The following is a 14,303-nucleotide window of genomic DNA, read 5'->3' as shown; positions in this document are numbered from 1 at the left end:
ACCGTACCTACGGAGTCTGCCGACCAATACATGCGCGACAGGCCACCAATTGTGTTGCGGCACGCGATTTAACGCGCTACCCGGCCGCCAGGCCGGTTCAGAAGTTCTGGCAGGTATCGAAAATCTGCTGATACAGGCCCAGGTACGGCTGATTGGCCGGCATGCTCGCGATCTGCTGTGCCATCAGCCGGCGCTGAGCGGGCGGTGCCGCGAGGAACTGGTGGACGCCAGCCGAGGTCATCGGATCGCTAAGCACCGCCGCAGCCCTGGGATCCGCCGCTTTTGCGGCTGCTTCCAGTTGCTGGTAACTACAGGTGGTGTTGACGGCCGAATCCAGATTGGGCTGGGCCGACGCGATTCCGGCCCCGGCGGTCAACGCCAACGCCAGACCTCCGAACCCGACAGCCATTTTGCTCAACGACACCTTCGACATATGTGGACTCCCTCTCTAGGCTCTCTCAGGCAGATTTCATTGACTTTAATCGCTCATTTCAAACCAGGCGTTACATCGCTCGGCGCCCTAATCGTCGACGACGGCTCAGTATCCGGTCAACGGTCTGCGCGTCAACGATTCAGATGCGTATCACGCTTTTCGGACGACCTTGAGCCTCCCTCGACGATACCAGTGGGCCGTGAAGCCGTATCCCGCCGAACATGACGCCACTTCGCGGTACGCCGATCGCGAATAGAAGCGTTACCGCTCCTGGTCCCCCAGCAGGGAACGCACCAGCGGGCGGGGCCCGTACGGGCGGAGCATCGTACTGGCGGGACGGGGGCGCACAATCTGCGGCCACCAGAACCAGCGTCCCAGCAGCGCGGCGATCGAAGGCGTCATGAACGCACGGACCACCAACGTGTCGAACAACAGACCCAACCCGATGGTCGAGCCGACCTGGCCGATGATGCGCAGGTCGCTGACGACCATCGACAGCATGGTGAACGCAAACACCAGGCCTGCCGCCGTGACGACCTTGCCCGTGCCTCCCATCGCCCGGATGATGCCCGTATTCAGCCCCGCTCCGATTTCCTCTTTCATTCTTGAAACGAGCAGGAGGTTGTAGTCAGATCCCACCGCAAGAAGGATGATGACCGACATCGCGAGTACGAGCCAGTGCAATTCGAAGCCGAGAATGTGCTGCCAGATCAGCACTGAGAGGCCGAAAGACGCACCCAGCGACAGTGCGACGGTGCCGACGATCACGAGCGCCGCAACAAGACTTCGTGTAATGAGCAGCATGATGATGAAAATCAGGCACAGCGCGGCAAGACCGGCGATCAAGAGATCGAATGTGGCGCCGTCGTCCATGTCGTTGTATGTCGCCGCCGTTCCGGCGAGATAGATCTTCGCGTTCTGCAAAGGCGTGGTCTTGAGCGCTTCCTCAGCCGCACTTTTTATCGCGTCTACCCGAGCGAGCGCCTCGGGCGTCCCGGGATCACCTCGATGCGAAATGAACAGTCGCATCGCTTTACCGTCGGGTGAAAAGAACAACTCCATGGCCCGCTTGAAGTCTTCGTTTTCGAAAACCTCCGGAGGCAGCCAGAACGAGTCATCGTTTCTCGCGGCGTCAAAAGCTTGGCCCATGGCGGTGGCGTTCTCGCTTGACTCCTTCATCTGAGTGAGGATCCCGGACATGGTGCTGTGCATGGTCAAGATCATGGTGCGCATCGTTTGCAAGGTTTCGATCATCTGCGGGAACTGCGCCAGCATCTGCGGCATCAGCTTGTCTACTTCGTCAAGCTCTGTCACGAGCTCACGCATGACGGCGCTGATTTGATCAGTGCCGTCCAACCCATCGAATATGGACCGGATAGCCCAGCAAATCGGGATGTTGAAGCAATGCGGCTCCCAATATAAGTAGTTGCGGAGCGGCCTCCAGAAATCGTCGAAATCCGCGATGCTGTCTCGTATTTCATTCAAGGAGTGTTCGAGCTCATGGGTCTTGAGCGTCATTTGATGGGTGTTCTCGTTGAGCTGTTTCGTAATGCTGTACATGCGCTCCATCACGCCGAGCATCGTCGTCATGTCGTCGGCCTGTTTCAGCATGTCATCCATCCTGGCTTGCTGGAACGGCAACATCTGCATTTGCCCGGCGGTTTGTAGGCTCAACAAGAACGGGATCGACGTGTGTTCGATCGGGGTTCCCTCGGGCCGGGTGATGCCTTGCACCCGGGACACTCCAGGAACGGCAAAGATGGCTTTGGCCAATTTGTGCAACGTCAGGAAGTCCGTCGGAGTGCGCATATCGTGGTCGGATTCGATCATCAGAATTTCAGGCATCATCCGCGACGGAGGGAAGTGACGCTCGGCGGCCGCATGGCCCACATTGGCGGGAATGTCCTGGGGCAGATACGCGCGGTCGTTGAAGCTCGTTTTATACGCCGGCAAGGCCAGTAACCCGACGAGCGAGAGCGCGATTGTTGTGGCGAGAATGGGCGCCGGCCACCGAACGATCGCCGTACCTATCCGCCGCCAGCGCCGCACCGCGAGCTTGCGCTTGGGCTCGAACATACCGACTGCGCCGCCAGCGACAATGACCGCTGGAATCAAGGTGACGGCCACGGCGACGACGGCTGCCATGCCTATCGCGCAGGGAACGCCGAGCGTTTGGAAATACGGCAGCCGGGCGAAGCTCAAACAAAGGATGGCTCCGGCGATCGTCATGCCAGAGGCCAGTACCACCTTGGCGACGCTGCGGTAGGTCGTGTAGAAGGCCGTCAACCGGTCCTCACCGACCTGACGCGCCTCGTGATACCGCCCGAAGAAGAAGATGGCGTAGTCGGTACCGGCCGCGATTCCGAGCGAAACCAGCAGGTTCACTGAGAAAGTCGATAGCCCGAGCATGCCTTGATCGCCCAAAAATGCGACGATGCCTCGCGCAACTTGGACTTGGACGCCCACGGCGAGGAGCACGAAGATCACGGTGACGACCGAGCGGTATACGAACAGCAACATCGTGAAGATGACGAGAAGCGTCACGATGGTGATCTTCAGAATGGAGCTGTCGCCGGCCTCCACCATGTCCGACATCAACGGCGCGGGCCCCGTGACATAGGTTTTCAGCCCGGGAGGCGTTGGCAAGCGCTCGACGATGTCTCGGACGGCCTCCACGGACTCATTCGCCAAGGCCTCACCCTGGTCGCCGGCCAGATTCACCTGGACGTAAACCGCTTTTCCGTCGGCGCTTTCCGCCCCCGGAGCGGTAAGCGGATCGCCCCAGAAATCCTGTAGGTGGTTCACATGCTTCGCGTCGGCCCGCAACTGACGAATCAACTCGTCGTAGTACTCGCGTGCGTCCGGGCCGAGCGGTTCCTGGCTCTCCAACACGACCATCGCGAAGCTGTCGGAGTCGGATTCCTTGAACACCTCGCCCATGTGCTTCATCGCCTGATACGAGGGCGCGTCTTGGGGAACCTGCGAGACAGAACGTTCCTGGCCGACCTTCTCCAGGGACGGAACGAAAAAGAACGTGACGGCAGCGAGCGCCACCCATCCGATGATGATGGGCAACGCGAGAATGTGCACCGCCCGCGCGAAGAACGGCGGACGGTTGGTCAGCTGATGGTTGCTCATGTGGCCTTCAGCCGGCCGCGGGTACGGTCGTCCACGTCCCTAGCGCTCTTGGTTCGACAGGAGGGACCGCACCAGCGGGCGAGAACCGAACGGGCGCAACATCTGACTGGATGGGCGGGGGCGAACCCGCTGCGGCCACCAGAACCAACGTCCCAGCAGAGCGGCGATCGAAGGCGTCATGAAGGCACGCACGACCAGCGTGTCGAACAACAGACCCAGCCCGATGGTGGATCCGACTTGACCGATCGTGAGCAGGTCGCTGGCGAGCATTGTCAGCATGGTGAATGCGAACACCAGACCGGCGGCCGTCACGACCCTGCCCGTGCCGCCCATAGCCCTGATGATGCCGGTGTTGAGTCCGGCGTGTATTTCCTCTTTCATCCGCGATACCAGCAGAAGGTTGTAGTCGGAACCGACCGCCAAGAGCACGATCACGGACATCGCGAGCACGACCCAGTGGATCTGCATTCCGAGTAGGTGCTGCCAAATGAGGACAGAAAGCCCGAACGCCGTGCCCAGGGAAAGCGCCACTGTGCCCACGATGACGAGGGCGGCAACGAAACTTCGCGTCACTATCAGCATGATGATGAATACGAGGCAGAGCGCCGCGACCCCTGCGATCAAGAGGTCGTATGTCGAGCCGACCACCAGGTCTTTCGCCATGGCGGCGGTTCCGGTGAGGTAGATCTCGGCGCTTTCCAGCGGCGTCCCCTTGAGGGCCTCCTCGGCCGCCGTCAGTATTGGTTCAACCCGGGAGATGCCCTCGGGCGTCGCAGGATCGCCGCGTTGCGAGATGAGCATGCGCGCGGCCTTCCCGTCCTCCGACAGGAAGATGTCCATGATCCTTTTGAAGTCCTCGTTTTCGAAGATGTCCGGCGGCAGGTAGAACGAGTCGTCGTTCTTCGCCGCGTCGAAGGCTTTGCCCATGGCGGTGGCATTCTCGCTTGCCTCCTCCATCTGGGAGAAGGTGCCGGACATGGTGCTGTGCATCGTCAGCATCATGGTCCGCGTGCTTTCCATGGTCGAAATCATCGTCGGGAACTGGGCGAGTAATTGCGGCAGCAATGCAACTAGTTGATCGAGATTGTCGACGAGTCCGCCCAGCGTGACAGTAACCCTATCGAGACCATCAATCACATCGAATACCGATCGCAACGACCAGCAGATCGGAATGTTGAAACAGTGCGGTTCCCAATAGAAGTAATTCCGAATCGGCCGGAAGAAATCGTCGAAATTCGCAATGTGGTCCCGCAGTTCGTTGGTGATGTCCTGCATCTCGTGCGTTTTTTCGACCATCGTTTGGGTTCTGGCGGTCAGTTCTTGCATCAACGCATACATGCGGTTCATGAGCGCAATGGTCTTGGTCATTTCGTCAGCCTGTTTCAGCATGTCGTCCATGCGCGCTTTCTGAAACGGCAACATTTGCACTTGGCTGGCTTGGCCCATGCTTATCATGAACGGAATCGTGGTGTGCTGAAGCGGTTCTCCGGCGGGCCGAGTGGGGGCCTGAACTCTGGCGATACCGGGAACTTCGAGGACGCCCTTGGCGAGTTTATTCAGCACAAGGAAATCTGCCGGGTTTCGCATATCATGATCCGCCTCGATCATGAGAATATCGGGCGTCATCATCATGGACCCGGGGAAATGCCGTTCAGCGGCGGCAAGCCCCAAACTCGCCGGAATGTCTTCGGGAATATAGTCCGCGTCGTTGTAACTGGGCTTGTACCCGGGAAGCGCCAGCAGTCCCACGAGAGCAGCCGCGCACGTCGCGACAAGAATGGGGCCGGGCCACCGGACGATCGCCGTACCGATCCGCCGCCACCGACGAGCGACCACCTTCCGCTTCGGTTCGAACAGACCGAAGCGAGTACCGACAGCAATGACCGCCGGGACAAGCGTCAAGGCCACCACGACGGCCACGACCATGCCGATCGCACAGGGCACACCCAGCGGTTGGAAATACGGTAGCCGGGTGAAACTGAGACAGAAAACGGCTCCGGCGATGGTCAAACCGGAGGCCAAGACCACCTTGGCAACGCTGCGGTAGGTCGTGTGGAACGCCGTCAACCGATCTTCGCCGGACTGACGCGCCTCGTGATAACGCCCGAAGAAGAAGATTCCGTAGTCGGTGCCGGCCGCGATTCCGAGTGAAACCAGCAGATTGACGGCGAAGGTGGTGAGACTCAGAATCTCGTGGTCACCGAGGAAGGCGACGAAGCCTCGCGCCACCTGCAGCTGAAGCCCGACCATCAACAACGACACGACGACGGTGACAACCGACCGGTAGACGAGAAGCAACATCGTGAAGATCACCGCGAGGCTCAACACGGTGATCAAGACGACGGTTCTGTTACCCGAGGGGCCCAGGTCCGCAGCGAACGCCGCGGGGCCGGTGACGTGCGCCGTGACCCCCGGCGGCGCCGGCGTCCGCTCCACGATGTCCCGGACGGCTGCCACGGATTCGTTCGCCGTGGCTTGACCCGGGATGCCCGTCAGAGTCAACTGGACATAGGTGGCCTTGGCGTCGGCACTTTGTGCGGCGCCCGCGGTGAGCGGATCCCCCCAAAAGTCCTGCACGTGCTCCACGTGCTGTCGATCTTCTTTGAGCTGGCGGATCAGCTCGTCGTAGTAGGCATGGGCCTCGTCGCCGAGCGGCTGCTCGCCCTCCAGCACGATCATCGCGACGCTGCCGGACTCGGTTTCGCCGAAGAGGTCGCCCATGCGCTCTATCGCCCTGAACGACGGCGCGTCGACGGGGCTCAGCGAGATGGCGTGTTCCTTCTCCACCTGCTCCAGCGGGGGGACGGCGACAGTCACGAGAATGGCGATCGCCACCCACGCGAGGATGATGGGCACAGCCAGCCGATAGATCCACCGCGCGATGCGCGACGGACGCTCTTGCACCTGATACTCGGTCATGCGGCCTTCAGCAGACAGAAGGTAAACGCGTTCACTCCCTGGCTGGTCCTCTCCGCTTTGACCTCACCGTCCACGATGATGCGGCAGCCGATGCTGTTGCCGGTGCCCTGCGCCATGAGATTGCCGACGACCGAGGCCGCGTCTATGCCAAATGTCGACGACCACGGCAAACTTGCTCCTTCGACATATACCGGCTCCGAGTTCTCGTCGAAGTAGCTGATGTTTGCCGTGGTGCCGCCCGGTCCGAACACCTCGTACACGAGTTCCTTGGGGTCGTAGGCCTCTTGTTGCACGATTTCGGTGTCGGAGTAGGAGGGCCGGATGTCGGACCCGAAGACGGTACGCAGCCGCGAGACGGTGAAGCCGCCGGCGACGACCACCACAACTATGAGCAGCGGAATCCAGACCCGCCTCAGAATCCTGAAAATCGCGAATTCCTTCCGTCCGTTTCCACGCCCGTCGTCATGTCAGCCGCTCGACATGCAACTACACATCGGCCGCGACACGCCAGACGGCAACGCCTCGGATGCGGTGAGCATCCGAGGCCAGCCGTGCGGGGTCACCGCAAACGTGCAGCGCCTCGGGAAGCAAAACCCGATCTTGACGAGTAAAGCATGCCGTTGGCCTCCACAATTTTCCCGTTCCCAACGCGATACGGGATCGTAATGCACCCCACTGCGTTCGAGGCACGGTATCGAAGTCACACTCTTACCGACAACTCAGGTCACACACTTGCCTTTGGGCGGCCGCGAAGTCTACCGTCGGTGATTTCCATATGGAAGACACGAATCATCAAGGTCCGGTGACGATCCAACCGCGCTATTCGAATTGAACCGAATCTGTGTTCGTGATCGGTTGCAGGGAGTGACTATTCAGCTCCGACCATCACCAGTGCCGGAGGCGAAGAAGTCGAGGATCGCCGAGTTGACCGCCTGTGGCCGTTCCAGGAAGCCGAGGTGACCGGTGTCGGCGATTTCGCGGTACCGCCCGTTCGGGAGGGCAGCTGCCACCTCGGCCCCGAGGTGCGGGGGCATCACGAGGTCGTCCGCGAACCCGAGCACCAGTACCGGCGTGGTGATCACTTTGTAAACACGCAGCCGATCGCTATCCGGCGCGACGCCATATTGGGCGCGAACTCCGGGCGTCGACTGCGACGGCCACATCGTGAACGTGTCGATCCAGTCCTGTACGGCCCGGTCATCGTTCAAGGTCTTCGGTGAAAAGTTCTCCAGCAAGCGCAGTTTCGCTTCATAGCCGGCTGGTAGTTGCACGCCGGCGTCGGCGAAATCCCGTTCGGCTGTTCGAAAGAACTCGCGCGCGCGGTCGTGGCGTCCGCGGGTGGCCATCAGGGCTGCTTGTCTCACCAACTCGGGCCGGGACAGCATCAGTTCCTGGGCGATGTATGACCCCATCGAGGTGGCGACGATTCGAACGGGCGCGACATCGAGCTTCTCGATCAACTCGGCGGTGTCCGACACCATCGTCGCCGTTGTGAAACCGTCGGCATCCGCCGTGGCGCCGACCCCCCTGTTGTCGAACGTGATGACGCGGTAACCGACCGCACGGAACGCCGGCACCTGATGGACGTCCCACGTGCGTCCGACACCGCCCTGGCCGGCGATGAACAGCACCGGATCACCGTCGCCACGGTCCTCGTACGCCAAGTTCACCACGCTGGGACGGTACTACGGGTGTGCTCGGGCAGCGGGCTGATATAGGGGGGTTAACCCCCCCAAAACGGTCCGGTAAACGGCATGTTGTCCCGCCACGGCGTTCCGTACGTTGAAATCATGGTTGCCGTCACGGACCACGAGGTCAAGCCGAACAGGGCTGACCCGAGCACGCCTGCGACGGTTCGACACATCGGCTTGGTGCCCACCGCTTCGCTGATCGCAGGCGCGGCGATCGCCGTGGTCTGGCTGTGGGTACCCGTCATGATCGCGGTTGTGGGGATCGTGTCAATCCCTTCGGTGATCGGTTCCGCGCTCGCGGCCGTCGTATTCGTCTACCTGATGCGCGGCGTCGAGTGGCTCGAGCGGGTTCGTAGCGAAGCCGTCTTCGGCATGGACATCCCGGTACCGCCCCGCAAGATTTCCCACTACAACGGCTTTCGAGGGTGGCTCCACCAGCTGTGGCTGGACTTGAACTGCACTCGGTTCTGGAAGGGCTGCACGCACCATTTCCTGCGGATGGTCTACGACCTGGCAGCCGGTGGACTCGCATTCGTGCTGCTCGCGTTCGGGGTCCTGATTCCGGCCGCTTCTATCGCCGTGAATCGCAGCGGCGACATCGGAGTGTCCTTGATCCCGCGCGCGCTGGCGTGGCCGCTGGCCGCCGTGGCGCTGGCAGCCGCGGCAGTGGTCCTTGTCTACGCGCCCATTCTCGACGCCAAGATCGACCGCTGGCTGCTCTCGCCGTCGCCGACCGCGGTGCTGCAACACGAGGTGGACGCGCTGACCGACGCCCGGCTGGGCGCGGTGTCGTCGGCGCACACCGAGCGCAACCGGATCGAACGCGACCTGCACGACAGTGTGCAGCCGCGGCTGGTGTCGCTGGCGATGACGATCGGCCTCGCCCAGACAAAGTTCGACACCGACCCGTCCGCCGCCAAGGCGCTGATGGCCGAGGCTCATGACGACGCGAAAACCGCTCTGGTGGAACTGCGTAACGTCGTACGCGGCATCGCGCCGACGATCCTGTCCGACCGTGGCCTGGACGCCGCGCTCTCCTCGGTGGTCCAGCGCGCCCAGAACATCGGCGTCCCGACGACGCTGAACATCGACCTGCCTCGGCGCATCCCTTCGGAGACCGAATCCGTCGCCTACTTCGTCGTCACCGAGGCGCTCACCAACGTCGCAAAACACGCCCAGGCGTCGCATGCAGTTGTGACGGTGCGACTCGACCAGACCGAGAACAAGCTGCACGTTTCGGTGTTCGACGACGGCCGCGGCGGCGCGCAGATCAGCGACAGCGCGAACGCCACCGGCCTGCGCGGTCTGGCCGACCGGGTGCGCGCCGCCCGTGGGACGTTCACGGTGTCCAGCCCGGCGACCGGGCCCACAACAGTCACGGCGGTGCTGCCATGCGCATCGTGATCGCCGAGGACTCGGCCCTGTTGCGCGCGGGAGTTGAGCGCCTCCTCGTCGACGCCGGCCACGAGGTGGTGGCGAGCGTAACCGACGCGACGAACCTGCTGAGCCTGGTCAACGAGGCCAAACCCGACCTCGTGATCGTCGACGTGCGGATGCCACCGACGTTCACCGACGAGGGAATCCGCGCCGCCGCCCTGCTGCGGAGCGAGAATCCCGAATCACCCGTGCTGGTGTTGTCGCACTACGTCGAAGAGCGCTACGCCTCCGACCTGATCACCTCCGACACCCGAGGCTTCGGCTACCTGCTCAAAGACCGCGTCGCCGACGTGCCGGCGTTCCTGGACGCGGTCGCGGTGGTAGGCAGCGGCGGGACCCTGCTCGACCCCGAGGTGGTGTCCCAGATCCTCGCGCGTTCGCATCGCCGCAGCGCGCTTGATCAGCTCACTCCCCGCGAACGCGACGTACTGCAGCTGATGGCCGAGGGTCGGACCAACTCGGCGATCGCCTCGACCCTGCACATGTCGACCGGTTCGGCCGAGAAACACATCGCCTCCATCTTCACCAAATTGGGGTTGGCGCCCGATGACACCGAAAACCGCCGTGTCCTCGCCGTTTTGCGCTACCTCGAGTCGTAATCGAAAGAAGGGACCACACGTCATGAGGACTAAGACGAAGACCGACCGACAGGTGCTCGAGGACGCATTGGCGCTCATCGAGGGTGACGACGGATGGATTCAGGGCACCTACTGCCGCGACGCCGACGGCGTTGAGGTACGCCCCGTCACCGGCTCCCCAGGCGAATGGGTCCGGGTCCGCACCGAGCACGTCGGTGGGGGTGGCTACGTGGTGCACACCGAAGCCGCGGCGACGCCTTGCAGATTCTGCCTGGGCGGGGCGCTGCGCGCGGCGGCCGGCTACTGGAACGGCGCGCAGCCCTACATGGCACTCGACCAAGTCGAGCGGCTGGAGTGGCTGCTGCTGCGGCTGGCCAATTCCGTCGCCGCACCGGCGTGGCCGAGCCTGCAGGCGTACAACGACGACGCATACACCACCAAGGCCGACGCGGTGCTGTTGCTCAAGCGCGCTGCGGCGCACCTCGATGCCCACGATGATAGGGAGCCGTGATCCTCATCAACATGGCTGCCGATTGCCGCCCCAGAGCCCGGCAGAGGAGCTGCCAGGTCCCCCAACTGCAGCTCCTCTGCCGCCCTTAGTGTCCGGCGGCCGACGCACCGCGATGCGTGGCGTGCTCGTCGCCATCGCGGCATTGGTTTCGCTCGCCACGGTGGCCGTGCTCGGCGTTCTCGCCTTCGGGCTCGCCGGCAGCCGCATCGTCACCCACACGCAGACGCTGCCGGCCGACATGCAGCGGCTGACCATCGATACCGGCGACGTCCCGGTGGCCGTTCGGATCGCCACCGATGACAGCGCCAACGAGCCCCGTGTCGACCTGCGAATGGTGACAAGGGCGGACGGTTCGCAGCCGACCGTCGTCACCGATGACGGCAGCAGCCGCGTGACTCTCGGCGACGCCGCTTCCGGGTTCCCGTGGTACATCGGCAGCGGTGAGCTCACGGTCGTTCTACCGCCCGATGCCGCAAGAGGTTTGAGCGTGACCGTCGACAGCCGGACCGGCTCGCTCACCACGGACACCGACCTCGATCAGCTGACTGCGAATATCGACGACGGCGCCGTGACGCTCGGCGGCTCGGCCCGCCTGATCGACGTTGCGGTGCGCCGCGGTGACATCAGCACCGACACCAGGATCGCGGTGTCCGAAAAGTTCAGGGCGACAGCCGAAACCGGCAGCATCTCGGTGGAATTCCGTGCGGCCCCGCGCACTATCGAAGCGATCGCCGGTGGCGACGTGACGGTAGGCCTGCCCGGCTCCGGGCCATACCGTGTGCGCGCCCAGTCCGAACTCCCGAACGGCGAGACGGTGACCGTGCCGGAGACCCCCGATCCGAGCGCCCCCGTCGTGACAGCCCGCTCGAAAAGCGGCAGCGTGAAGGTCACCGAAATACGCTGAGACGGGACCGTGCAGCAAACGTTCCAGTGGCGTCTGGCAAACCGTTCGGCGGGCCTCAGCGCGGTGCGCCGCCCCGTCCGCCCACCTTCCCGCCGATACGCCCGTCCTTCAGGCAAGATTGACGGCATGAACAGTGGTGCAGCCTCGCCCCGGGTTCTCGTGGTCGACGACGACCCCGACGTCCTGGCCTCCCTCGAACGTGGGCTGCGGCTGTCCGGGTTCGATGTGGCCACCGCCGTGGACGGCGCCGAAGCCCTGCGTAGCGCGACCGAAACCCGGCCCGACGCGATCGTCCTGGACATCAACATGCCGGTGCTCGACGGCGTCAGCGTGGTGACCGCCCTGCGTGCGATGGACAACGACGTGCCCGTCTGCGTGCTCTCGGCGCGCAGTTCGGTCGATGACCGGGTCGCCGGTCTGGAAGCGGGCGCCGACGACTACCTGGTCAAACCGTTCGTGCTTCAGGAGCTGGTGGCGCGGGTGAAGGCGCTGCTGCGGCGCCGCGGATCCACCGCGACGTTCTCCTCGGAGACCATCCAGGTCGGCCCGCTCGAGGTCGACATCCCGGGCCGCCGCGCACGCGTCAACGGCGTCGACGTCGACCTCACCAAGCGCGAGTTCGACCTGCTCGCGGTGCTTGCCGAGCACAAGACCGCCGTGCTGTCGCGCGCGCAGCTGCTCGAGCTCGTCTGGGGCTACGACTTCGCCGCGGACACCAACGTCGTCGATGTCTTCATCGGCTACCTGCGCCGCAAGCTGGAAGCCGGCGGCGCACCCCGCCTGCTGCACACCGTGCGCGGAGTGGGATTCGTGCTGAGGACTCAGTGATGTGGGGGCACCGCCCGCCCGCAGGGCAGGGGGACGCTTGCCCGAAGAACCGACAGCAGTGAGCCATGAACCTGCTGTCGCGGATTTTCCGCCGAACCCCCTCGCTGCGCACCCGCGTCGCGCTGGCCACCGCGATCGGCGCGGCGATCGTCGTAGTCATCGTCGGGACGGTCGTCTGGGTCGGCATCACCAACGACCGCAAGGAGCGCCTCGACCGTCGACTCGATGAGGCCGCGGGCTTCGCGATCCCCTTCCTGCCCCGCGGCCTGGACGAGATCCCCAAATCGCCGAACAACCAGGACGCCGTCATCACCGTGCACCGCGGCGGCGAGGTGACGTCGAACTCCGACGTCGTGCTCCCACAGATGGAACCCGGTTACGCCGACACCTACGTCGACGGCGTGCGCTACCGGGTGCGCACGGTCGACATCCCCTACTACCCGGGGCCGATGTCGGTGGCCGTCGGCGCCACCTACGACGCCACCATCGCCGACACCAACAACCTGCACCGGCGGGTGATCGTCATCTGCGTGTTCGCCGTCGGCGCGGCGTCGGTCTTCGGCTGGGTGCTGGCCGCGTTCGCGGTGCGCCCACTCAAGAGCCTGGCTCAGCAGACCCGCCAGATCGACGCCGGTGACGAGGACCCAGACGTCGAGGTGCGCGGCGCCACCGAGGCCGTCGAGATCGCCGAGGCGGTCAAGGGCCTGGTCGAACGCGTGTGGAAGGAACAGGACCGGACCAAGGCCGCGCTGGCGTCGGCGCGCGACTTCGCGTCGGTGTCCGCCCATGAACTGCGCACTCCGTTGACCGCGATGCGGACCAACCTCGAGGTGCTGGCCACCCTCGATATGCCCGAGGAGCAGCGCAAGGAGGTGGTCAACGACGTCATCCGGACACAGTCGCGCATCGAGGCCACGCTGGGTGCGCTGGAACGCCTGGCCCAGGGTGAGTTGTCGACCGCCGACGACCACGTGCCCGTCGACATCACCGAGCTGCTGGACCGCGCCGCGCACGACGCGATGCGGGTCTATCCGGATCTGGACGTCTCGTTGGTGCCCGCGCCGACGGTGATCATCGTGGGCCTGCCCGCCGGACTGCGGTTGGCGGTCGACAACGCGATCGCCAACGCCGTGAAGCACGGCGGTGCGACGCGGGTGCAGCTGTCGGCGGTCAGTTCACGCGCGGGTGTGGAGATCGCCATCGACGACGACGGCGTCGGCATTCCCGAGGAGGAGCGCTCGATCGTGTTCGAGCGGTTCTCCCGCGGCTCGACGGCGTCGCACTCCGGCTCCGGACTCGGCCTTGCGCTCGTCGCGCAGCAAGCCGAATTGCACGGCGGCACCGCCACTTTGGAGGAGAGCCCATTGGGCGGCGCACGCCTGCTGCTGCGGCTGCCGGGCGTGCGGTGATACCGGCGAGCAGACGTAAATTGCCCCAGAACATCCGCCTTGCTCGCGGAGGAAAAGCTAACGCGTGGCGAGCAGGTCGATCACGAAGATCAGCGTCTTGCCCGAGAGCCGGTGCCCGCCGCCGGCCGGACCGTAGGCCTGCTCCGGCGGGATGACCAACTGGCGGCGGCCTCCGACCTTCATCCCGGGGATGCCGTCCTGCCAGCCCTGGATGAGCCCGCGCAGCGGAAACTCGATCGACTCGCCGCGGTTCCACGAGCTGTCGAACTCCTCGCCGGTGTCGTACTCGACCCCGACGTAGTGCACCTCGACATTGCCGCCGGGCACAGCTTCGGCGCCGTCGCCGACGACCAGATCGGTGATCACCAACTCGCTGGGTGGCGGGCCGTCGGGGAATTCGATTTCGGGCTTCTGCCCGGAACTTGAAGTCACCGCACTCACGGTAGTCGGGCAGA

Annotated in this window: 12 protein-coding genes; 6 read left to right on the top strand and 6 right to left on the bottom strand. The window is 64.0% G+C overall.

All coding sequences use genetic code 11. The features are described from left to right. Positions 1-97: 97 nt before the first annotated feature. The 5 genes from AU188_RS03060 to AU188_RS03040 form a co-directional block, all read right to left on the bottom strand. Complete coding sequence (locus AU188_RS03060; protein WP_059162176.1) at positions 98-433, bottom strand: hemophore-related protein; 336 nt, start codon at positions 431-433, stop codon at positions 98-100. Positions 434-694: 261 nt separating this feature from the next. After that, complete coding sequence (locus AU188_RS03055) at positions 695-3,571, bottom strand: MMPL/RND family transporter (protein WP_059162175.1); 2,877 nt, start codon at positions 3,569-3,571, stop codon at positions 695-697. Positions 3,572-3,610: 39 nt separating this feature from the next. Then, positions 3,611-6,490: an MMPL/RND family transporter gene (locus AU188_RS03050; protein WP_059162174.1), complete on the bottom strand. Its 2,880-nt coding sequence runs from the start codon at positions 6,488-6,490 to the stop codon at positions 3,611-3,613. Beyond that, on the bottom strand, positions 6,487-6,909 hold the full coding sequence (locus tag AU188_RS03045) for an MmpS family transport accessory protein (protein ID WP_286137270.1): 423 nt from the start codon (positions 6,907-6,909) through the stop codon (positions 6,487-6,489). Before AU188_RS03045 ends, AU188_RS03050 begins: the two co-directional genes overlap by 4 nt. 453 nt (positions 6,910-7,362) lie before the next feature. Further along, positions 7,363-8,160, bottom strand: coding sequence for an alpha/beta fold hydrolase (locus tag AU188_RS03040; RefSeq protein ID WP_059162172.1), 798 nt, complete (start codon positions 8,158-8,160; stop codon positions 7,363-7,365). Positions 8,161-8,280: 120 nt separating this feature from the next. Between AU188_RS03040 and AU188_RS03035 the strand changes: the two genes are divergently transcribed. The 6 genes from AU188_RS03035 to AU188_RS03010 all read left to right on the top strand — a co-directional run bounded on the left by AU188_RS03035 (position 8,281) and on the right by AU188_RS03010 (position 13,848). Beyond that, entirely contained in the window at positions 8,281-9,585 is a 1,305-nt protein-coding gene (locus tag AU188_RS03035) for a sensor histidine kinase (protein WP_059162171.1), read from the top strand. Then, on the top strand, positions 9,573-10,217 hold the full coding sequence (locus tag AU188_RS03030; protein WP_059162170.1) for a response regulator transcription factor: 645 nt from the start codon (positions 9,573-9,575) through the stop codon (positions 10,215-10,217). Before AU188_RS03035 ends, AU188_RS03030 begins: the two co-directional genes overlap by 13 nt. A gap of 22 nt (positions 10,218-10,239) precedes the next feature. After that, positions 10,240-10,707 (top strand): DUF6197 family protein, encoded by a 468-nt coding sequence (locus AU188_RS03025; RefSeq protein WP_059162169.1) that lies wholly within the window; start codon positions 10,240-10,242, stop codon positions 10,705-10,707. Positions 10,708-10,828: 121 nt separating this feature from the next. Beyond that, complete coding sequence (locus tag AU188_RS03020; RefSeq protein WP_156426547.1) at positions 10,829-11,611, top strand: DUF4097 family beta strand repeat-containing protein; 783 nt, start codon at positions 10,829-10,831, stop codon at positions 11,609-11,611. A 117-nt stretch (positions 11,612-11,728) separates the two neighbouring features. Then, positions 11,729-12,439, top strand: coding sequence for a two-component system response regulator PrrA (gene prrA, locus AU188_RS03015; protein WP_172799383.1), 711 nt, complete (start codon positions 11,729-11,731; stop codon positions 12,437-12,439). 65 nt (positions 12,440-12,504) lie between these two features. After that, positions 12,505-13,848: a sensor histidine kinase gene (locus AU188_RS03010; protein ID WP_059162168.1), complete on the top strand. Its 1,344-nt coding sequence runs from the start codon at positions 12,505-12,507 to the stop codon at positions 13,846-13,848. A gap of 57 nt (positions 13,849-13,905) precedes the next feature. Here AU188_RS03010 and AU188_RS03005 read toward each other — a convergent pair whose 3' ends face one another. Continuing rightward, the gene (locus AU188_RS03005) at positions 13,906-14,289 is read right to left on the bottom strand and encodes an FKBP-type peptidyl-prolyl cis-trans isomerase (RefSeq protein WP_172799364.1); all 384 of its coding nucleotides are present in this window, start codon (positions 14,287-14,289) and stop codon (positions 13,906-13,908) included. Positions 14,290-14,303: the final 14 nt, after the last annotated feature.

This window comes from Mycobacterium sp. IS-3022, from assembly GCF_001500065.1.
Taxonomy (GTDB): domain Bacteria; phylum Actinomycetota; class Actinomycetes; order Mycobacteriales; family Mycobacteriaceae; genus Mycobacterium.
Note: the sequence above shows the minus strand (reverse complement) of the source record. Positions and strands in the feature narration are given on the sequence as shown.